This window comes from Pseudomonas sp. 8(2025) (assembly GCF_052665325.1).
Genome location: NZ_JBQOIE010000005.1, coordinates 151,965 through 172,681, shown reverse-complemented (window position 1 = coordinate 172,681; position 20,717 = coordinate 151,965). Strand labels below are relative to the sequence as shown.

Below are 20,717 nucleotides of genomic sequence, written 5' to 3'. Positions count from 1 at the left end.
CCTGCCTCTTCTTAATTCTTCGCGACGGCAGGTTGCGCCGTCGTGGGTGCCGCCGGATCGCGCCAGCCGACGGCCAGGCCGTTGGCGTAGCGCAGATCGATGCGCGCGATGTTCGTGATCTGTTCTTTCAGCGTTTTTTCATAAATGGCAATGAAGCGGCGCATCTTCTCCACCAGGTGATCGCGGCCCAGGAGCAGTTCGATACCCGGGCCGGCACTGCCGGCGCCGGTGGTCAGGAACCAGCTGCCGCGCTCGCGCAGCTCCAGACGGGCGATCGAAAAGCCCAGCGGCCGCAGCATCTGGCTCAACACCTGATACTGCTGCATCACTTGCTGCTGGGCCCGCTGCGGCCCGAACAACTGCGGCAAGTGCTCATAGTTCGCCAGTTCACGCGGGGTGAAGGCCTGGCCCTGGTTGTTCAACAGCGCCTCGTCGCCCCAGCGGGCCACCGGCAGTTGTTCTTCCAGGCGAATCACCACTTGGTCCGGCCACACCCGACGTACCTCGGCGTGGGCGATCCAGGGCATCTGCTCCAGCTCGGTGCGCATGCTCGCCAGGTCGATGGTGAAGAAGCTCGCCGCGACATAAGGCGCGATCCGCTGCTGCACCGCCTGCTGGCTGATGTAGCTCAAGTCCCCCTGCACCGCGATCTTGGTGATCGGGCGGTCGGCGTACGGCAGCAGGCGCTGGGCCCCTTCATAGGTGCCAAACCCCAGAGCCACCAGCAGCACCGGCCAGAACAAGCTTTTCAGAAAGCCGAAGTTGGCTTTCGGCAGGCGCGCCGACATCGGCTCTTTGGCCACCATTCGGCTGGCACCCCGCGGCACCGGCTTGCGGCCGGGTGCGGGTTGCTGATGACGAAGCGACGCGCCTTGCATGGACTTAACCTCTCGCCTCAAGACTGGCTGCCAGGATGGCCAATACCAGTTGCTGGAAATCCAGGCCGGCCGCGCGGGCCGCCATCGGAACCAGACTGTGATCGGTCATGCCCGGAGCGGTATTCACTTCCAGGAACCAGAACTGCCCCTGGGCGTCCTGCATCACGTCGGCACGTGCCCAACCGGCGATACCGAGCGCCTCACAGGCTTTCGCTGTGAGTTCCATGAGTTCCTGTTCCTTGGAGCTGTCGAGCCCGCACGGGATCCGGTACTGGGTATCGGAAGCCAGGTACTTGGCGTCGTAGTCGTAAAATGTGTGGGGAGTGCCCAGGGCGATGGGTGGCAGCACCTGGTCACGCAGGGTCGCGATGGTGAACTCCGGACCCTGGATCCATTGCTCGACCAACACTTGCGAATCGTAGGTACTGGCCGCCTTCCATGCGTCGATCAATTCGGACGCGGAAGTCACCTTGGCCATACCGATACTGGAGCCTTCATGAGCCGGTTTGACGATCAAAGGCAGGCCCAGTTCCGCCACCGCGGAAATACAATCGGCCTCGGAGCTCAATACGGCGTGGCGCGGCGTCGGAATGCCCAGGCTGTGCCAGACCTGCTTGGTACGCAGTTTGTCCATGGCCAGGGCCGAAGCGAGGATGCCGCTGCCGGTGTAAGGAATCCCCAGGCACTCCAGCAGCCCTTGCATGCTGCCGTCTTCACCGCCACGACCGTGGAGAATGATGAAGGCACGATCGATCTTCTCGCTCAAGAGACGTTGCAGCAGATCATCGCCGACGTCGATGCCGAAGGCGTTCACACCGCCGCTCTGCAGCGCTTCAAGCACGGCCTTGCCGGACTTGAGCGACACTTCGCGCTCGGCGCTCTTGCCACCGTAAAGAACGGCGACGCGACCGAAATCGCTCGGTTTCACGGTAGAGAGCAGGTTGGCGTAGGCAGCGGTCATTTCGCCCCCTTGCCAGCGGCTACAGCACCGGCGAACAGCGGGCTGCCGAGCAGTTTTGGCGCCAGGCCACCGATGTCACCGGCACCCTGACACAGCAGGATGTCACCGGCGCGCAGCAACGGCTTGACCAGCGGTGCCAGGTCGACCCCACGCTCGATGTAGATCGGGTCCAGTTGGCCACGCTGACGGATGCTGTGGCACAACTGACGGCTGTCGGCGCCCGGGATCGGCTCCTCGCCGGCCGGGTAGACCTCCATCAGCAGCAATACGTTGGCATCGGCCAGTACCTGCACGAAGTCGTCGTACAGGTCGCGGGTACGGCTGAAACGGTGCGGCTGGTAGACCATCACCAGGCGGCGTTCCGGCCAGCCACCGCGCACGGCCTTGATCACCGCAGCGACTTCGGTCGGGTGGTGACCGTAGTCGTCCACCAGCATCACGTTGCCCCCTTCCACTGGCAGTTCGCCATAGACCTGGAAGCGTCGGCCCACACCCTGGAAGCCCGACAGGCCCTGGACAATGGCTTCATCGCTGATGCCTTCGTCGGTGGCGATGCAGATGGTCGCCAGGGAGTTCAGCACGTTGTGGTTGCCCGGCATGTTCACCGACACGTCCAGCGGCTCGCGGTCGCGACGCAGTACGGTGAAGAAGGTCTGCATGCCTTGCTGGCGTACATTGATGGCGCGCACGTCGGCTTCTTCGCTGAAGCCGTAGGTCACGGTCGGACGCTTGACCTGCGGCAGGATCTCGCGCACCACCGGATCGTCCAGGCACATCACTGCCAGCCCGTAGAACGGCAGGTTGTGCAGGAAGTCGACAAAGGTTTTCTTCAGTTTGTTGAAGTCACCGTCGTAGGTCGCCATATGGTCGGCGTCGATGTTGGTGACCACAGCCACCAGCGGTTGCAGGTGCAGGAAGCTGGCATCGCTTTCGTCGGCTTCGGCAATCAGGTAACGGCTGGTGCCCAGTTGTGCATTGGTGCCCGCTGCATTCAGCCGCCCGCCGATGACGAACGTCGGGTCCAGGCCGCCAGCGGCGAATACCGAGGCCAGCAGGCTGGTGGTGGTGGTCTTGCCGTGGGTGCCGGCCACGGCCACGCCGTGACGGTAGCGCATCAGTTCGGCGAGCATTTCCGCCCGCGGCACCACTGGAATACGCCGTTCCAGAGCGGTGGCGACTTCCGGGTTGGAGGTGTTCACGGCGCTGGAAACCACCAGCACATCGGCATTGGCAGCGTTCTCGGCGCGGTGGCCGATGAAAATCTGTGCGCCAAAGGACTCCAGGCGCTCGGTAACCGGCGATGCCTTGAGGTCGGAACCGGACACCTGGTAGCCCAGGTTCAGCAGCACTTCAGCAATCCCGCACATGCCCACGCCGCCGATACCGACGAAGTGGATGCGGCGGATGCGGCGCATTTCCGGCTGCGGCATGGCTTTCTGATTCTCAACCATGGGCCACCTCCAGGCAGATATTCACTACGTCGTGGGTGGCGCCGGGCTTGGCCAGGCGGCGGGCGGCCTGGGCCATGTTGTCGAGTCGTTCTGGTTGCATCAAAACCTCTGTCAGGCGAGCGGCAAGGTCCGCAGCACCAGTCGTTCTTTGCGGCATCAGGAAGGCAGCACCTTCACGAGCCAAATATTCGGCATTGCGGGTCTGGTGGTCGTCGATCGCGTGGGGCAAAGGCACCAGCATCGAGGGCAGACCGGCGGCAGCCAGTTCGCTGACGGTCAACGCGCCTGCGCGACAGACCACCAGGTCGGCCCAGCCATAGGCTTGGGCCATGTCTTTGATAAAGGGCTGCACCTGCGCCTCGACGCCGGCGGCGCGATAGCGCTCTGCAGTGACTTCATCGTGGTTTTTGCCGGCCTGGTGGAACACCTCCGGGCGCAGCTCGGGGGCGACCTGTGCCAAGGCTTCCGGCAACAGCTTGTTCAACGGCTCTGCGCCCAGGCTTCCGCCCAGGATCAGCAAACGCGCCTTGCGTCCGGCCAGGGCCTCGCGCGGTGTTTCGAGGAACAGTTCGGTGCGTACCGGGTTGCCCGTGGTGCGCCGGCTTTGCGAGGCACCGAAGGTGTCCGGGAAAGCTTCGCAGACTCGGGCAGCCAACGGCACCAGCAGCCGATTGGCGGTACCGGCCACGGCGTTCTGTTCGTGAACGATGACCGGCACCCCGGACAACTTCGCGGCAACTCCACCAGGGCCGGTCACATAACCGCCAAAACCCAGGACACAGACCGGCTTCAACTGGCGAATGACCCGCCGCGCCTGAAGCACGGCCTTGATCAACACGAACGGCGCCTTGAGCAGGGACAGCTTGCCCTTGCCCCGCAAACCGCTGACGTTGATCAGGTGCAACGGCAGCCCGGCCGCAGGCACCAGATCGTTTTCGATGCCGCGCGGGGTGCCCAGCCAGTGCACGGTGTAGCCACGGGCCTGGAACTCGCGGGCGCAGGCCAGTGCCGGGAACACGTGGCCTCCGGTGCCGCCGGCCATGATCAGGACATTAGCGCCCATGGCTCGGCTCCTCGGCGAAGTCACTTTCACTGAACTCCATCTCTTCACTGCCCAGGTGGGTCCTGCTCTCCCATTCGATACGCAGCAACAACCCCAGACAGGCGCAGCAGATCACCAGCGAGCTGCCGCCATAACTGAGGAAAGGCAAGGTCAGGCCCTTGGTCGGCAACAGGCCGACGTTCACCCCGATGTTGATCAGGAATTGGCCAATCCACAGGAACGACAGTCCGTAGGCGACATAGGCGGCAAAGAACTGCTTGGCCTTTTCCGCCCACAGGCCGATGTACATGCCGCGGATACAGACAAAGACGAACAGCGCCACCGTGCACAGCGAACCGACGGCGCCCAGCTCTTCAGCCAGTACCGAGAACACGAAGTCTGTGTGAGCCTCCGGCAGGTAGAACTGTTTCTGCACGCTGTTGCCCAGGCCGACGCCCAGCCACTCGCCGCGACCAAAGGCGATCAACGCCTGGGACAGCTGGTAGCCGGCACCGAACTGGTCGGCCCAGGGGTCGGCGAAGTTGGTCAGACGTGCCATACGATAGGGTTGCATCTGGATCAGCAGCACCACCGCGGCAACCGCCAGCACCACCATCAGGGAAAACCGGAACAGCCCGACCCCTCCCAGGAACAGCATGGCCGCAGCGGCGCCCATCATTACGACAGTGGCGCCGAAGTCCGGCTCCATCAGCAGCAGGCCTGCCATGGGCAGCAGCACGATGAACGGCTTGAAGAAGCCCATCCAGCTCTCGCGCACTTCTTTCTGGCGCCGCACCAGGTAACCGGCGAGGTAGATCACCACGAACACCTTGGCGATCTCGGAAGGCTGGACGTTGAAAAAGCTGAAGCCGATCCAGCGCATCGAACCGTTCACTTCCCGGCCGATCCCCGGAATGATCACCATCACCAGCAGGCCGAAGGCACCGATCAGCATCAACCAGCCCAGGCGCTGCCAGGTGGCGATCGGGATCATCATGGTGACGATGCAGGCCCCCAGGCCCAGCAGGATGTAGATCAGGTGGCGAATCATGTAGTACAGGGCGCTGCCCGACTGCGCCGCCGCCACTTCAGTGGAGGCCGAGGCAATCATGACCAGGCCCAGGCCGAGCAGGGTCAGGCAACCGGCGAGCATCGGGAAATCGAGGTCGATGCCCCGACCGGTGATGATCGGCGATGGATAGGGCTTGATGATGTTTCTCAGGTTCATGCCAGCTCCTCCACAACGCGGACGAACTGGTGGCCACGGTCTTCGTAGTTCTTGAACATGTCGAAACTGGCGCAGGCCGGCGACAGCAGCACCACATCACCGGGCTGGGCAGTGGCGCGGCATTGCTCCACGGCTTCCTGCAGCGAGCCGACACGAATCAGCGGCACGGCGTCACCGATGGCTTCGCCGATCTGATCGGAGTCGCGCCCCATCAGGATCACCGCGCGGCAGTTGGCCGCCACCGGGCCGCGCAGATCCTTGAAGTCGGCGCCCTTGCCGTCACCACCGGCGATCAGCACGATCTTGCCTTCGATGTCGGCGCCAAGGCCTTCGATGGCCGCCAGGGCGGCGCCCACGTTGGTGGCCTTGGAGTCGTTGTAGTACGCCACGCCATCCAGATCGCGAACCCACTGGCAGCGATGCTCGAGGCCGGCGAAAGTGCGCAGCGCCGCGAGCATGGCGTCGAACGGCAAGCCCACTGCATGACCCAGGGCCAAGGCTGCCAGGGCGTTGGACTGGTTATGGGCGCCGCGGATCTTCAGCTCGCGCACGGGCATCAGGTTCTGGAACTCGAAGGCCAGGTACTTCTCGCCGTCCTCTTCGCGCAGGCCGAAGGCCTTGAAATCAGGCTTGCTCAGGCCGAAGGTCCAGCATGGCAGGCCTTCACCGATCAATGGCCGGGTCAGAGCGTCCTGGCGGTTGAAGACCACCTGCCGGGCGCCACGGAAGATCCGGTGCTTGGCCAGGTGGTAGGCCGGCAGGCCGCTGTAACGGTCCATGTGGTCTTCGCTGATGTTGAGCACGGTGGCCACTTCGGCGCCCAACTGGTCGGTGGTCTCCAGCTGGAAGCTGGACAGCTCCATCACGTACAGCTCGACGTCATCGCTGAGCAGGTCCAGGGCCGGGGTCCCGAGGTTGCCGCCGACCGCCACGCGCTTGCCCGCCGCCGCTGCCATCTCGCCCACCAGGGTGGTCACGGTGCTCTTGGCGTTGGAACCACTGATTGCCACGATCGGTGCCTTTGCGTTACGCGCGAACAGCTCGATATCACCGGACAATTTCACCCCACGGGCAGCAGCAGCCTGCAGGGCCGGGGTCGCCAGGGCCAGGCCGGGGCTCACGTAGAGTTCGTCGGCACGGCACAGGAAGTCCACGTCCAGCTCGCCACAACGCACCTCCACCTGCGGGTAGTCACGCCGCAGCGTGGCCAGCTCAGGTGGATTTTCCCGCGTATCGGCCACCGCAAAGGCAACGCCCCGGCTCGCCAGGAAGCGAACCAGGGACATGCCGCTCTTGCCGAGGCCGACAACGATGCGGAAGTGGTCAGAAGCGATCAGAGACACTCGTTCTACCTCAGCTTCAGGGTGGCAAGGCCGATCAGCACCAGAATCACGGTGATGATCCAGAAACGGACGATCACGCGCGGCTCGGGCCAGCCCTTGAGTTCAAAATGGTGGTGAATCGGCGCCATGCGAAACACACGGCGGCCGGTCAACTTGAAGGAGGCAACCTGGATCACCACGGACAGGGTTTCCATCACGAACACGCCGCCCATGATGAACAGAACGATTTCCTGACGGACGATGACCGCGATAGTGCCCAGGGCCGCGCCCAGCGCCAGGGCGCCAACATCACCCATGAACACCTGCGCCGGGTAAGTGTTGAACCACAAGAAGCCCAGGCCCGCGCCAATCAGCGCACCACAGAAGACAATCAGCTCTCCCGCCCCGGGGACATAGGGAATCAGCAGGTATTCGGCGAACTTCACGTTACCCGACAGGTAGCAGAAGATCCCCAGCGCACCGCCCACCATCACCGTAGGCATGATCGCCAGGCCATCGAGGCCATCGGTCAGGTTGACCGCGTTGCTCGAACCGACGATGACGAAATAGGTCAGGACCACGAAGCCGATGCCAAGGGGAATGCTCACGTCCTTGAGCATCGGGATCAGCAGAGTGGTTTCCACCGGACTCTGAGCAGTCATATAAAGGAAGATCGCCGCGCCCAGGCCGAACACCGATTGCCAGAAATACTTCCAGCGGCTGGGCAGGCCACGGGAATTCTTCTCGATCACCTTGCGATAGTCGTCGACCCAGCCGATGGCGCCAAAGGCCAGGGTCACCAGCAGCACGACCCACACATAGTGGTTGCGCAGGTCGGCCCACAGCAGGGTGCTGATACCGATGGCCGAGAGAATCAGCGCACCGCCCATGGTCGGTGTGCCCGATTTGGACAGGTGAGATTGCGGACCATCGTTACGCACGGACTGGCCGATCTGGCGGTTCTGCAGAGTACGGATCATCCACGGACCCAGGCACAGCGCCAAAGACAGCGCAGTCAGTACCCCGAGGATCCCGCGCAGGGTCAGGTACTGAAAGACCGCGAAGCCTTTGTAGAACTGTTGCAGGTACTCCGCTAGCAGCAGCAGCATCAATGTTTCTCCGTACTGGAGCCGCACAAAGCCGCGACGATGTTTTCCATCACCGCGCTGCGCGATCCTTTGATCAAAATGGTGGTATTTGGGTCTTGCTCGACGCCCAGGGCGGCAATCAGGTCAGCCTGGCTGGCGAAGTGGCGCGCGTGCTCGCCGAAGGCGGCAACGGCATGAGCCATCATCGGGCCTACGGCGTAGAGGGCCGAAACCTTGCCAGCGGCATATGCACCTACTTCGCGGTGCCCCTGCTCCGCCCACTCGCCCAACTCGCCGATGTCTCCGAGCACCAGGACGGTGCGGCCGGAAAAGCCGGCGAGTATATCAACGGCGGCGCACATTGAGGTGGGGTTTGCGTTGTAAGTGTCATCAATGACCCGCATGCCGTTCTTGGCCAGTTGGGCGACGGTACGCCCCTTGACCGGCTGCACCGCATTCAGGCCGGTGACGATGCCGAACAGCGAGACGCCCATGGCGTGGGCCGCGGCTGCCGCAGCCAGGGCATTGGCAACGTTATGGGTACCCAGCAGGTTCAATTGCACCGCCTCCACACCCTTGGGGCTGTGCAACTTGAAGGATGGGCAGCCACGGGCATCGCGACCGATATCGGAGGCAAAGAAATCGGCAGAGCTATCAGTCAGGGCGAAGCTCAACACCTGACGGCCGGCAGCACGGGCCTTCCAGATAGGGAAAGCCTTGTCGTCCAGGTTGAGCACGGCGATCCCGGCGCTATCGAGGCCTTCCAGGATTTCCCCCTTGGCCTCGACAATCTTCTCCGGCCCGCCAAACTCACCGACGTGAGCGGTACCGGCGTTATTGATGATCGCTACGTGGGGGCGAGTCATGGCCACGGTGTAGGCAATCTCGCCGATGCGCGAAGCGCCCAGCTCTATCACTGCGGCTGTGTGTTCCGGGGCCAGTTCCAGCAGGGTCAGGGGCGCACCCAGGTCATTGTTCAGGTTGCCCCGAGTGGCGTGTACCGGACCACGGGTGCGCAGGATGCTGGCGAGCATTTCCTTGACCGTGGTCTTGCCGCTGGAGCCGGTTACCGCAGCGACCGGGCGGCTGAACGCGGCGCGATTGAGCGCACCCAACTGCCCCAGCGCCAGGCGAGTGTCCTTGACCAGCAGTTGCGGCAGCGTGCTGTCGGGAACCTCACGTTCAACCAACGCCGCCACGGCGCCCTTGGCCGCCACTTCATTCAAGTAATCGTGGCCGTCAAAACGTGGGCCGGTCAGAGCAATAAACAGTTGGCCGGCCTGAATCGCCCGGCTATCGATACTGACGCCGCTAAAACGAGCATCGCCCGCGATCAGGCGGGCGTCCAATGGAGCCGAGACTTCACTGAGTTGCAGGGCTTTAAGCATGGCCCACCTCCCACGCGGTCAAGGCTTTGTCCGCCTCGGCGAGATCAGAAAAATCATGTCGCTGGCCGTTTATTTCCTGGTAATCCTCATGGCCTTTACCGGCCAGCACCACCACGTCATCGGCCGACGCGGAAGCGATCAGGCGAGCAATGGCCAGCCCGCGACCGGCTACGAATTCCACCTTTTCTGCCGCGCTGAAACCGGCACGAATATCGTCGAAGATTTGGGCCGGGTCTTCGCTGCGCGGGTTGTCATCAGTCACCAGCACGCCGTCGGCCAGACGCTCGACCACCTCAGCCATCAACGGACGCTTGCCGCGGTCCCGGTCGCCGCCACAACCGAACAGGCACAGCAGGCGGCCCTTGGCATGCGGACGCAGGGCCAGCAAGACTTTTTCCAGGGCATCCGGGGTGTGGGCGTAATCCACCACCACCAGCGGCTGAGTACCGCCACCCAGGCGCTGCATGCGTCCGGCGGGGCCTTCAAGCTTGGGCAGGACCGCAAGAATTTCGTCCAGCGCGTATTCAAGACCCAGCAACGCACCTACCGCAGCCAGCACGTTGCTCAGGTTGAAGCGCCCGAGCAGGCAACTGCGCAGGTGGTGCTCACCCTGCGGGGTCACCAGGGTCGCGCGCACGCCATCATCGTCAAAACGCGCTTCGCGGCAGTACAGGTAAGCAGCGGCGTCTTCGAGGCTGTAAGTGATCAGTCGTGACTCATGTTTGTCCGCCGCCAGTTGCCGGCCAAAATCGTCGTCGAGGTTGATCACCCGGCAACGCAGGTCGTTCCAGGCAAAGAGCTTGGCCTTGGCTGCGCCATAGGCTTCCATGGTTCCGTGGTAATCCAGATGGTCACGGGACAGGTTGGTCAGCACCGCCACATCGAAAGCCAGTGCCGCCACGCGCCCCTGATCCAGGCCATGGGACGAGACCTCCATGGCCACCGCCTTGGCTCCTGCATTCTTCAGGTCTGCCAGGGTGGCCTGCACGGCAATCGGGTTCGGCGTGGTGTGCATCCCGCTTTGCAGCGCGCCATGAAACCCGGTCCCCAGGGTACCCACCAGGCCACAACGCTGGCCGAGCAAATCCAGGGCCTGAGCCACCAGTTGGGTAACGCTGGTCTTGCCGTTGGTGCCGGTCACACCCACCAGGTTCAACTGGCGGCTCGGGTCACCATAGAAGCGCCCGGCTATGTCCGACAGCTGCGCCGCCAGGCCCTTGACCGGAATCAGCGGTACATCGGTCAGCGGCAACACAGTTGCCCCTTCCACTTCATAAGCCACCGCGGCAGCGCCGCGCTGCAGGGCATCGGCAATGTGCGCACGCCCATCGAACCTGGCGCCGGGCACCGCAAGAAACAGGTCCCCGGCCCGCACGTTACGGCTGTCCAGGGTCAACTCACGAATCAGCAGGTCGCGACCGGCGTGGGCGAAAATCTTGTTCAGGCTAAGAGACATCAGCCGCGCCCTCCATTGGCTCGTACAGGGGTGCCGGATGCGGCGTTGGCCTGCTGCGTGGTCGGCAGGTTGTCCGGGGTGATGTTCATCAAGCGCAGGGTGCCGGACATCACTTTGCTGAACACCGGCGCCGATACCAGGCCACCGAAGTAACCGGCTTTGCTCGGTTCGTCGATCACCACCACGATGGCGTAGCGTGGATCACTCATCGGACCGAAGCCGGCGAACAGCGAGCGGTAGGAGTTCTCGGCGTAGCCCTTGGTACCCACCGAAGTCTTGCGCGCAGTACCACTCTTGCCAGCCACGTGATAGGCCGGAACCTGTGCACGGAATACTCCGCGCGGGGCCTCGATCACTTGCTGCAGCATGCCCTGCATGGTCTTGGCGACATTTTCCGGAATCACCTGGGTGGTCTGCGGAGTCTTGTCGGACTTGATCAGTGTCAGCGGCGCAATACGGCCGTTGTTGGCCAATGCGGAAAAGGCGTGCACCAGCTGGATCGCGGTCACCGACAGGCCGTAGCCATAGGACAGGGTCGCGGTTTCCGCCTTGCGCCATTCGCGGTAGTTCGGCAGGTTGCCGACCCGCTCACCAGGGAAGCCGAGCCCCGTGTCCTGGCCTAGGCCGATTTTCTGTGCCAGGCGGAAAATGGTTTCGCCGCCGATATCGAAGGCCACCTTACTCATGCCGACGTTACTGGAGTTGATCAGGATGCCGGTCAAGTCGAGTACCGGACCTTCGGTCTTGGAAACGTCACGGATGGTGTATTTGCCCAACTGCAGGGTGCCCGGGTAGACCTCGACGGTATCGCTGGGCTTCCAGCGTCCGGTTTCCAGTGCGGCACTCATGGAGATCGCTTTCATGGTCGAGCCAGGCTCGAATACGTCGATCATCGCGCGGTTGCGCATCATCGCCGGCTGCAGGTTGCGCCGGTTGTTCGGGTTGTAGGTCGGCTGGTTGACCATGGCCAGGATCTCGCCGGTCTTCACATCCATGATCACCAGGCTGCCAGCCTTGGCACCGTTCTCGACGATGGCGTTGCGCAGCTCGCGGTTGGCCAGGTATTGCAGGCGCAGGTCAATCGACAACGCCAAGGGCTTGCCGGCCTTGGCGTTCTTGGTGACCTGGACGTCCTTGATCAGCCTGCCGCGCCGGTCCTTGATCACCTGGCGCTTGCCCGGAACCCCTGCGAGCCATTCGTCATAGGCCAGTTCCACCCCTTCGCGACCGCGGTCGTCGATATCGGTGAAACCCACCATGTGCGCGGTTACTTCGCCGGCTGGATAGAAGCGTCGGAATTCCTCGATGCCATAGACACCGGGGACCTTCAGATCCAATACGGACTGGCCCTGTTCAGGCGTCAGGCCTCGGACCAGATAGATGAACTCTTTATTGGCCTGGGCTTCAAGCCGCTCGGCCAGGGCTTTCGGGTCTTGGCCAAGTGCCATGGCCAGCGCCGGCCAGCGATCCTTGGCCAGCTGCATTTCCTTGGCATTGGCCCACAGGGTGGTCACGGGCGTACTGACGGCCAGCGGCTCGCCATTGCGATCGGTGATCAGACCGCGGTGCGCGGGAATCGGAATGTGCCGGACACTGCGTGCATCGCCCTGCCCCTTGAGGAAGTCACGGTCGACCACTTGCAGGTCGATGATGCGCCAGGCAATCGCCGACACCATGACCGCCAGCAAACCCAGCACTACACGGAAACGCCATGGATAGAGCGCGCCTTCGAGCTTCATGGCGCCACCATGCGGACTTCGGCCGCGCCGGGAATGTGCATTTTCAACTGTTCGGTGGCCAGCACTTCAATGCGGCTGTGAGCAGTCCAGGTGCTTTGCTCAAGAATAAGACGGCCCCATTCGGCCTGGGCTTTGTCACGCACGCTCAACTCGCCGTACAGCGTATTGAGCAACTGACGGTTCCAGTGGGCGCTGTAGGACACCGCAATTGCGGAAACCAGAACGCCGACGAATAGCAGGAACATGAAAAAGCTTCCGCCCGGAAGTGGCTTGGCGAAAAGCTTGCTCACCGAAGCTTCTCCGCGACACGCATGACGGCACTGCGGGCACGCGGGTTGGCCTTGAGCTCTGCCTCGGAGGCGAACTGCGCTTTGCCGTGGATCTTGATTTTCGGCACAAAGGCTTCGAAACGTACCGGCAGATTGCGCGGCAGGTTGTCCGATTCGCCCTTGACCAGACGACGCATGAACAATTTGACGATGCGGTCTTCCAGGGAGTGGAAGCTGATCACCACCAGGCGACCACCCACTTCCAGGGACTCCAGTGCAGCTTCAAGGCCAGCCTCGAGATCACCCAGTTCATTGTTGACGTGAATGCGCAGCCCCTGGAAAGCACGGGTAGCCGGGTTCTTGCCCTTCTCCCAAGCCGGGTTGGCGACTTTCAACACTTCAGCCAGATCGGCGGTACGCTCGAACGGCTGGATCTCGCGGCGCTCGACCACGGCTCGCGCCATGCGACCGGAGAAACGCTCCTCGCCGTACTCCTTGAATACCCGGGCAATTTCCTCTACCGGAGCGGTGGCGATGAACTGCGCAGCACTGATGCCGCGAGTCGGGTCCATGCGCATATCCAGCGGGCCGTCATTGAGAAAACTGAAGCCGCGTTCAGGGTCGTCCAGCTGCGGCGAAGACACCCCCAGATCCAGCAGGACACCGCTGACCTTGCCCGCCAGGCCGCGCTCGGCAACTTCCGAACCGAGCTCGGCGAAACTGCGCTGTACAACGACAAAGCGGCCGTCTTCGGCCGCTAGCGCTTGCCCGGTGGCAATCGCCTGGGGATCCTTGTCGAATCCGAGGAGGCGCCCCTGGGGCCCGAGCTTGCTGAGAATCAGCCGGCTATGCCCGCCACGCCCGAAGGTGCCATCCAGATAGCAGCCATCAGGACGTACGGCGAGAGCCTCGACGGCTTCGTCAAGCAGTACGGTGATGTGGTTAAAGCCGCTATCAATAGTCACAGGATCAAATCACGCAGTTCATCAGGCATGGCGCCCGGTTGTTGAATAGCTGCCAGGTCCGCTGCGGAAACAGCATTCCAGGCATCCTCGTCCCACAATTGGAACTTGTTCAGTTGGCCCACCAGCATTGCGCGCTTATCCAACTTGGCATATTCACGCAGGCGCGGCGGCACCAGAAAACGACCACTGCCATCGAGTTCAAGGTCGACGGCGTTACCAATCAGCAAACGCTGCAAACGACGGTTCTCTTCACGAAGAGAAGGCAGTGCGCGCAGTTTGGTTTCAATCAGCTCCCACTCATCGAGGGGGTAAACACACAAACAGGGATCAACGGCATCGATGGTGACGATTAACTGCCCGGAACTTCGCGAAACGAGCTCGTCACGATACCGGCTCGGCATGGCGAGACGGCCTTTTGCATCGAGACTGATAGCGTTAGCTCCGCGAAACACGTCAGCGTTTCTCCAAATTTTAGCGTTTTGCGCTCAAAAAACCCACTTCATGCCACTTTCCGCCACTTGCGCACACTATAGGAATGCGCCCACACCACCGTCAAGGCGCGCGGCGACGGAAAAGCCTTATAGAACGGAGATTTAGGAGACTTAAAGGAGAGGTAACGGGAATTCGAAGGGTGCTTCAGAGCATCAACTTCCGACAGCTCAATAAGCTGCAGCGCGAAGTTAAAGTAATTTATTAAGAGTAAGATTTTTTCGGTATTACAAAAACGCTTCTGCTATTGATTCAAGCAGGGAGGGAAAAGGTGGAGAGTCGATCTGTAAGCCGGGTTCTGTCGAGGACAGTCATTCCTCTACGATGGCCATCACTGGACATCTTTAGCAACCTACCCGGTTCCAGCGCGGGCCACGCCTTGGAACCCTATTTGGTCTTGCTCCGAGTGGGGTTTACCTAGCCACGAACTGTTACCAGACGTGCGGTGCGCTCTTACCGCACCTTTTCACCCTTACCGGCACCGAAGTGCTTAGGCGGTTATTTTCTGTGGCACTTTCCGTAGGCTCACGCCCCCCAGGCATTACCTGGCACTCCGCCCTATGGAGCCCGGACTTTCCTCCCCCCTCTAATTTTCATAGAGGGCAGCGACTGTCCAATCGACTCTCCGCCGCGCAGGTTAACGGCAGAGCGAACGAAGAACAAGCGCTAAAAGCCTTTGGCCACCCTGCTACGCAATTTATTGTTCTTTCTGTTTATCCAGGGCCACCTGATACAGCACATTCTTGCGCTCGCCAGTGATTTCCGCAGCCAAAGCAGCAGCCCGCTTCAGCGGCATTTCCTTGAGCAACAGGTCGAGGATACGCATCGACTCACTACTGATCGCCTCATCACTTTCCGGTGCTGTCCACCCCGCGACCAGCACCACGCACTCCCCACGCTGCTGATTGCTGTCGGACTCGACGAACTGGCGCAGCTCGGAAAGTGGCAGCCCCTTCAGGGTCTCGAAGGTCTTGGTCAATTCACGCGCCAGCAATGCCGGCCGCTCACCACCGAATACCGACTCCATATCCTGCAGGCATTCAAGTATGCGATGCGGCGCCTCATAGAAAATCAGCGTACGCGGCTCTTCCTTGACCGCTTCCAGGCGCGCCCTGCGCCCGACCGCCTTGGCCGGCAGAAAGCCTTCGAAGATGAACCGGTCTGAAGGCAAGCCCGCCGCCGACAACGCCGCGATCAGAGCACAGGCCCCCGGTACTGGAACCACGTTGATACCCGCCGCCCGCGCCTGGCGCACCAGGTGGTAGCCGGGATCGGAAATCAGCGGCGTGCCCGCATCGGAGATCAAGGCGACATTATCCCCAGCCAGCAGACGAGTAATGAAGCGACTGCCCTCATCACGCTCGTTGTGCTCATGGCAGGCAGCCAGGGGCGTGGAAATACCAAAGTGCTGCATCAGGCGCTGGGAATGCCGGGTATCTTCGGCAGCGATCAACGACACCTCGCGCAACAGCTTCAAGGCCCGGGCGCTGATATCGTCCAGGTTGCCGATGGGCGTCGCCACCACATAAAGCGAGCCAGCAGCGGAATTCAAAGGACCTGGAGCAGTCAAAGCGCACACCTCTTGATCGGCAAAAGCGCCATTGTAGCGCGTTGAAGCATTCTCAATACGCCTTGCGATCAGCCGGTATGGCGCTGTGCCGCGACCTTTCAGGCAGCCAAGCAACATTTGCTTGAGCTAAATCGACGGTTTATCGCCAGTAACATCGCACCCCAGCCAGCGCTTGGGTACAATTCCACGCTCATTTGATCGAGTATCAGGAACACTTACATGATCGCTTGCCTGCGGCTGTTTCTTGCCCTCTGCCTGGCTACCCTTCTGGTGGCTTGCGCCAGCTCGCCCTCTTCCAGCCTTGGCGAACTTCCACGGACACCGGATGCCAGTATCGAGCAACTGCTCGAACAGGCCGCCACCAGCAAAACTCCGGAAAAAGCAGCCCTGCTGCGCCTGAGCGCCGCCGACCTGGCGTATCGTCAAGGCAATGCCGGACGCGCCGGACAAATCCTGCAGCAAGTGCCGCTGGATCAACTCAAGCCTGCCCAGCAAATCTTCGCCAGCACCCTGTCCGCAGAGCTGGCCCTGGTGCGCAACCAGCCAAAGGCTGCCCTCACCGCACTGAGCCATCCAAGCCTGCAACACCTGAGCGAACTGCCGGCAGCTCAACAGATTCGCACCGGCAGCGTTCATGCTCGCGCACTGGAAGCCGACGGCCAGACATTGGCCGCCGCCAAAGAGCGCATCGTTATCGCGCCCTTGCTCAAGGATGATGCAGCAGCCAAAAACCACGAAGCCATCTGGGCACTGATTGCCGCCCTGCCGACCGATCAGTTGCAGCCTGCCGGCAATGACGACCTGGCCGGCTGGATGAGCCTGGCCCTGGCAGTCAAGAGCGCCGGCACCCTGGAACAGCAGCAGGCAGCCATCGATACCTGGCGCGCCCAGAATCCAAAGCACCCGGCTGCCATTCAACTGCCCCAACCCCTGATCAAGCTCAAGGAACTGGCCAGCCAGCCGGTATCGAAAATTGCCTTGCTGCTGCCACAGGACGGCCCCCTCGCATCGGTTTCCAAAGCACTGCGCGAAGGTTTCATGGCTGCTCACTACCAGGCTCAGCAAGCCGGACAGAATCCACCCAGCATCGAGTTCTATGACAGCTCGCGCCTAAGCTCGCTGGATGACTTCTACCGCAAGGCTCAGGCCGCTGGCGTGCAACTGGTCGTCGGCCCACTGGAAAAGCCCCTGGTCAAGCAACTTGCCGCTCGCCCGCAGCTGCCGATCACCACCCTGGCCCTGAACTACAGCGAAGGCGAACAAGGCCCGGCGCAGTTGTTCCAGTTCGGCCTGGCAGCCGAAGACGAAGCTCGCGAGGTTTCCCGTCGCGCCCGCGCCGACGGCCTGCACCGCGCCGCCGCTCTGGTTCCGAAAGGCGAATGGGGCGATCGCGTGCTCAAGGCATTCCGTCAGGATTGGGAAGCCAACGGTGGTAGCGTAATCGGTATCGAACGCGTCGATCAGCCCGTCGCCCTGGCACAGCAGATTGCCGACCTGTTCCAGTTGCGCCAGAGCGAAGGCCGCGCCAAGAGCCTGCAGAGCACCGTAGGCACCCAGGTAGCCGCACAGCCATCACGTCGCCAGGATATCGAGTTCATTTTCCTCGCCTCCACTCCGCAACAGGCTCAGCAGATCAAGCCGACCTTGAACTTCCAATACGCTGGTGATGTACCGGTCTACGCCACCTCCAATGTGTTCAGCGCCAGCGGCGACCAGAACCAGTACAACGACATGAACGGCGTGATGTTCTGCGAAACCCCATGGCTGCTGGATGCCAACGGCCCGCTGCGCCGCCAGGTCACCGCACAATGGCCGCAAGCCGGCGGCAGCCTAGGGCGCCTGTATGCCATGGGCGTCGACGCCTACCGATTGGCGCCACGCCTGGGCCAACTCAAGGCCCTGCCAGACAGCCGGATAGAAGGTGAATCCGGCAGCCTGGGCATGGCTGCCGGGCAACGCATCGAGCGTCAGCTGCCATGGGCCAAGTTCGTCGGGGGCCAGGTGACCCGCCTGCCCGACACGCCGCGCTAATGCTCCAAGGATCAAGCCAGCACAGCGGACGAGATGCCGAAAGCCAAGCGCTTGGGCATCTCCAACAGCACGGACTGCGCCTGCTGGCGCAGAACTGGTTGTGTAAACGCGGCGAGCTTGATCTGGTCATGCTTGACGGCGATACAGTAGTATTCGTCGAAGTCCGCTACAGAAAACACACGCAATGGGGTGGCGCACTGGGCAGTATCGATGGGCGCAAGCGTCAAAAACTGATCCTTGCCGCGCAGCTTTTCCTGCAAAGCGAATCACGCTGGTCCAGCCATCCTTGCCGTTTCGACGTGGTCGCCATTGACGGCGCCTCGGGTGCAGAAGCCCGCTTGAACTGGCTACGCAATGCCTTCGACAGCTGAAAGAAGCCCTCAGGCCGCACCCATTTTCACTCAACTTTTTTGCTCTTTGCTTTGCGGGCTGCACATTTACGTGCCACCAAGCCGCGCCACTTAAGGTCACACAGATGGACATGCAATCCCGAATTCGCCAGCTTTTTCAGGCCAGTATCGACACCAAGCAACAGGCGATGGACGTACTTGCACCGCACATCGAGCAAGCCAGCCAGGTCATGGTCAACGCCCTGCTCAACGAGGGCAAGATGCTCTCTTGCGGCAACGGCGGCTCCGCCGGCGATGCCCAGCATTTCTCCTCCGAACTGCTCAACCGCTTCGAGCGCGAACGCCCGAGCCTGCCGGCCATTGCCCTGACTACCGACAGCTCTACCATCACCTCGATCGCCAACGACTACAGCTACAACGAAGTCTTCTCCAAGCAGATCCGCGCCCTGGGCCAGCCCGGTGATGTGTTGCTGGCGATTTCCACCAGCGGCAACTCCGCAAACATTATTCAAGCGATCCAGGCCGCACATGATCGCGAAATGATTGTCGTAGCATTGACCGGTCGTGACGGCGGCGGCATGGCTTCCCTGCTGCTGCCTGAAGATGTCGAGATCCGCGTCCCGGCCACCGTCACTGCACGCATTCAAGAAGTCCACCTGCTGGCGATCCATTGCCTCTGCGATCTGATCGACAGCCAATTGTTCGGGAGTGAAGAATGACCCCTAATCGCCTTGGCCTCCTGGCCTTGACCTTGTGCCTGAGCATCACTGGTTGCAGCTCGGTGATTACCGCCACCCGCGACAAACCCATCGATGATGACCGCGGCACCCGCACCTTTGGCAGCAAGATCGACGACTCGCTGATCGAGACCAAAGTCGCCGTCAACGTCGCCAAAGCCAGCCCAGACCTGGAAAACAACTCGCACATCGTTGTCACCAGCTTCAACGGCATCGTCCTGCTGGCCGGACAAACACCCCGCCCGGACCTCAAGGCCATGGCCGAACAGGCCGCCAGCGAAGTGCAGCGCGTCAAGAAGGTGCACAACGAACTGCAGGTACTGCCACCTTCCGGCTTCCTGGCCCGCCAGAACGATGGCTGGCTGACCACCAAGATCAAGACCCAGATGCTCACCGACGCCAGCGTGCCCGCCTCGCGAATCAAGGTGGTAACCGAGAACGGCATCGTCTACCTGCTGGGCTTGCTGACCCAACAGGAGGCCACCCAGGCCACCAACCTGGTTCAAGGCGTGTCCGGTGTGCAGAAGATCGTCAAACTGTTCGAATACATCGACTGACACACAACCGCGAGATACAAAAAAGGCGATCCGGATGGATCGCCTTTTTTATTACTTGACCACTTTCAAGCTGGGTCGGCCACTGGGGCGCGGCGGCTCACTGTCCGGTGGCGGCAGGTCGTCATCCGGCTCGAGATCATCCTCTTCATCCAGAGGCGACTCCAGATCGAAGACCATGCCCTGGCCATTCTCACGGGCATAGATCCCCAGGATCGCCGCAACCGGCACATGCAGGCTGTGCGGCACACCACCGAAGCGCCCTTCGAAGGTCACTACGTCGTTATCCATATGCAGATGACGCACGGCACTGGGAGAAATGTTCAGGACGATCTGCCCATCACTGGCAAAGCCCTGGGGCACCTGCACTGCCGGATAGTCGGAATTGACCAGCATGTGCGGGGTGCAATCGTTGTCCACAATCCACTCATAGAGCGCGCGGACCAGATAAGGTCGACTGGAGTTCATAGCGGCTCCTTAAGCCTCAGCGCATATCGCGTTCGACACCAGACAGACTCGCCTGGAAAGCCTCACGCGCAAATTGGCGTTCCATATAATCAAGCAACGGCTTGGCCTGCCGCGGCAGTTCGATACCCAGGACCGGCAATCTCCAGAGTATGGGCAGTAGGCAGCAGTCCACCAGACTTTGTTCCTCACTGAGGAAAAATGGCTTGTCGGCAAACAAAGGAGAAACACCCGTCAGGCTTTCACGCAATTCCTTGCGCGCCTGCACTCGAGCAGCCTCCTTGGTCCGCGGATCAAGAATCAGATCCACTTGCCCGCACCAGTCACGCTGGATCCGGTGTATCAGCAGACGGCTGTTGGCTCGCGCCACAGGATAAACCGGCAGCAGTGGCGGATGCGGATAACGCTCATCCAGGTACTCCATCACCACTGTCGACTCCCACAACGCCAGGTCGCGATCGACCAGCGTTGGCAAGCTCCCATAAGGGTTCACTTCGATCAGCTTCGGCGGCTGACGCCCCGCCTCCACACTGATGATCTCGGCGCTGACACCCTTCTCTGCGAGCACAATGCGCACCCGGTGGGAATAGTGGTCGGCGGGGTCGGAGTAACAGGCCAACCGATTGGTCACGCCCATGGCGATCCTCCTCGCTTGTTGAAATTATCGGAAGCAGAAAAAACGAGCGCGCCCTCAGGGCGCCTCTGGTAACCCCCGAATGATACAGGGTTGTTAC

Annotated in this window: 20 protein-coding genes and 1 other RNA gene; 4 read left to right on the top strand and 17 right to left on the bottom strand. The window is 61.7% G+C overall.

Features of this window, described 5'->3' with window-relative positions:
- Positions 1-11 precede the first annotated feature (11 nt).
- The 15 genes from ACUXVH_RS12430 to rsmI form a co-directional block, all read right to left on the bottom strand.
- Positions 12-878 carry a cell division protein FtsQ/DivIB gene (locus tag ACUXVH_RS12430; RefSeq protein ID WP_015636926.1) on the bottom strand — a complete coding sequence of 289 codons (867 nt, stop codon included), beginning with the start codon at positions 876-878 and terminating at the stop codon, positions 12-14.
- 4 nt (positions 879-882) lie between these two features.
- On the bottom strand, positions 883-1,839 hold the full coding sequence (locus ACUXVH_RS12425) for a D-alanine--D-alanine ligase (RefSeq protein WP_370058013.1): 957 nt from the start codon (positions 1,837-1,839) through the stop codon (positions 883-885).
- Complete coding sequence (murC, locus tag ACUXVH_RS12420; RefSeq protein ID WP_011063309.1) at positions 1,836-3,290, bottom strand: UDP-N-acetylmuramate--L-alanine ligase; 1,455 nt, start codon at positions 3,288-3,290, stop codon at positions 1,836-1,838. The genes ACUXVH_RS12425 and murC overlap by 4 nt, the downstream gene beginning before the upstream one ends.
- Complete coding sequence (murG, locus tag ACUXVH_RS12415) at positions 3,283-4,353, bottom strand: undecaprenyldiphospho-muramoylpentapeptide beta-N-acetylglucosaminyltransferase (protein ID WP_011063310.1); 1,071 nt, start codon at positions 4,351-4,353, stop codon at positions 3,283-3,285. The genes murC and murG overlap by 8 nt, the downstream gene beginning before the upstream one ends.
- Entirely contained in the window at positions 4,343-5,560 is a 1,218-nt protein-coding gene (ftsW, locus tag ACUXVH_RS12410) for a putative lipid II flippase FtsW (protein ID WP_011063311.1), read from the bottom strand. Before ftsW ends, murG begins: the two co-directional genes overlap by 11 nt.
- The gene (gene murD / locus ACUXVH_RS12405) at positions 5,557-6,903 is read right to left on the bottom strand and encodes a UDP-N-acetylmuramoyl-L-alanine--D-glutamate ligase (RefSeq protein WP_019093698.1); all 1,347 of its coding nucleotides are present in this window, start codon (positions 6,901-6,903) and stop codon (positions 5,557-5,559) included. The genes ftsW and murD overlap by 4 nt, the downstream gene beginning before the upstream one ends.
- A 5-nt stretch (positions 6,904-6,908) precedes the next feature.
- Complete coding sequence (gene mraY, locus ACUXVH_RS12400; protein WP_011063313.1) at positions 6,909-7,991, bottom strand: phospho-N-acetylmuramoyl-pentapeptide-transferase; 1,083 nt, start codon at positions 7,989-7,991, stop codon at positions 6,909-6,911.
- Complete coding sequence (locus tag ACUXVH_RS12395) at positions 7,991-9,358, bottom strand: UDP-N-acetylmuramoyl-tripeptide--D-alanyl-D-alanine ligase (RefSeq protein ID WP_015636930.1); 1,368 nt, start codon at positions 9,356-9,358, stop codon at positions 7,991-7,993. The genes mraY and ACUXVH_RS12395 overlap by 1 nt, the downstream gene beginning before the upstream one ends.
- Entirely contained in the window at positions 9,351-10,814 is a 1,464-nt protein-coding gene (locus tag ACUXVH_RS12390) for a UDP-N-acetylmuramoyl-L-alanyl-D-glutamate--2,6-diaminopimelate ligase (RefSeq protein ID WP_019093697.1), read from the bottom strand. The genes ACUXVH_RS12395 and ACUXVH_RS12390 overlap by 8 nt, the downstream gene beginning before the upstream one ends.
- Positions 10,814-12,553: a peptidoglycan D,D-transpeptidase FtsI family protein gene (locus ACUXVH_RS12385; RefSeq protein ID WP_011063316.1), complete on the bottom strand. Its 1,740-nt coding sequence runs from the start codon at positions 12,551-12,553 to the stop codon at positions 10,814-10,816. Before ACUXVH_RS12385 ends, ACUXVH_RS12390 begins: the two co-directional genes overlap by 1 nt.
- On the bottom strand, positions 12,550-12,843 hold the full coding sequence (gene ftsL, locus ACUXVH_RS12380) for a cell division protein FtsL (RefSeq protein WP_011063317.1): 294 nt from the start codon (positions 12,841-12,843) through the stop codon (positions 12,550-12,552). The genes ACUXVH_RS12385 and ftsL overlap by 4 nt, the downstream gene beginning before the upstream one ends.
- Positions 12,840-13,787 carry a 16S rRNA (cytosine(1402)-N(4))-methyltransferase RsmH gene (gene rsmH / locus ACUXVH_RS12375; protein ID WP_011063318.1) on the bottom strand — a complete coding sequence of 316 codons (948 nt, stop codon included), beginning with the start codon at positions 13,785-13,787 and terminating at the stop codon, positions 12,840-12,842. Before rsmH ends, ftsL begins: the two co-directional genes overlap by 4 nt.
- The gene (gene mraZ, locus ACUXVH_RS12370; RefSeq protein WP_011063319.1) at positions 13,784-14,239 is read right to left on the bottom strand and encodes a division/cell wall cluster transcriptional repressor MraZ; all 456 of its coding nucleotides are present in this window, start codon (positions 14,237-14,239) and stop codon (positions 13,784-13,786) included. Before mraZ ends, rsmH begins: the two co-directional genes overlap by 4 nt.
- A gap of 308 nt (positions 14,240-14,547) precedes the next feature.
- Positions 14,548-14,901, bottom strand: an RNA gene (gene rnpB, locus ACUXVH_RS12365) — RNase P RNA component class A.
- A gap of 72 nt (positions 14,902-14,973) precedes the next feature.
- Positions 14,974-15,846, bottom strand: a complete 873-nt coding sequence (gene rsmI / locus ACUXVH_RS12360; protein WP_019093695.1) for a 16S rRNA (cytidine(1402)-2'-O)-methyltransferase — start codon at positions 15,844-15,846, stop codon at positions 14,974-14,976.
- A gap of 219 nt (positions 15,847-16,065) precedes the next feature.
- On the opposite strand from rsmI, the gene ACUXVH_RS12355 reads away from it, so the two are divergent.
- The 4 genes from ACUXVH_RS12355 to ACUXVH_RS12340 all read left to right on the top strand — a co-directional run bounded on the left by ACUXVH_RS12355 (position 16,066) and on the right by ACUXVH_RS12340 (position 19,521).
- On the top strand, positions 16,066-17,877 hold the full coding sequence (locus ACUXVH_RS12355) for a penicillin-binding protein activator (RefSeq protein WP_011063321.1): 1,812 nt from the start codon (positions 16,066-16,068) through the stop codon (positions 17,875-17,877).
- Entirely contained in the window at positions 17,877-18,248 is a 372-nt protein-coding gene (locus ACUXVH_RS12350) for a YraN family protein (protein WP_019093694.1), read from the top strand. Before ACUXVH_RS12355 ends, ACUXVH_RS12350 begins: the two co-directional genes overlap by 1 nt.
- Positions 18,249-18,352: 104 nt before the next feature.
- On the top strand, positions 18,353-18,946 hold the full coding sequence (locus ACUXVH_RS12345) for a phosphoheptose isomerase (RefSeq protein WP_015636934.1): 594 nt from the start codon (positions 18,353-18,355) through the stop codon (positions 18,944-18,946).
- Positions 18,943-19,521, top strand: a complete 579-nt coding sequence (locus ACUXVH_RS12340) for a BON domain-containing protein (RefSeq protein ID WP_011063324.1) — start codon at positions 18,943-18,945, stop codon at positions 19,519-19,521. Before ACUXVH_RS12345 ends, ACUXVH_RS12340 begins: the two co-directional genes overlap by 4 nt.
- A gap of 51 nt (positions 19,522-19,572) precedes the next feature.
- Here the strand turns inward: ACUXVH_RS12340 and ACUXVH_RS12335 are convergent, their stop codons facing one another.
- Positions 19,573-19,986, bottom strand: coding sequence for a ClpXP protease specificity-enhancing factor (locus tag ACUXVH_RS12335; RefSeq protein ID WP_011063325.1), 414 nt, complete (start codon positions 19,984-19,986; stop codon positions 19,573-19,575).
- Positions 19,987-20,002: 16 nt separating this feature from the next.
- Entirely contained in the window at positions 20,003-20,620 is a 618-nt protein-coding gene (locus ACUXVH_RS12330) for a glutathione S-transferase N-terminal domain-containing protein (RefSeq protein ID WP_011063326.1), read from the bottom strand.
- Positions 20,621-20,717: the final 97 nt, after the last annotated feature.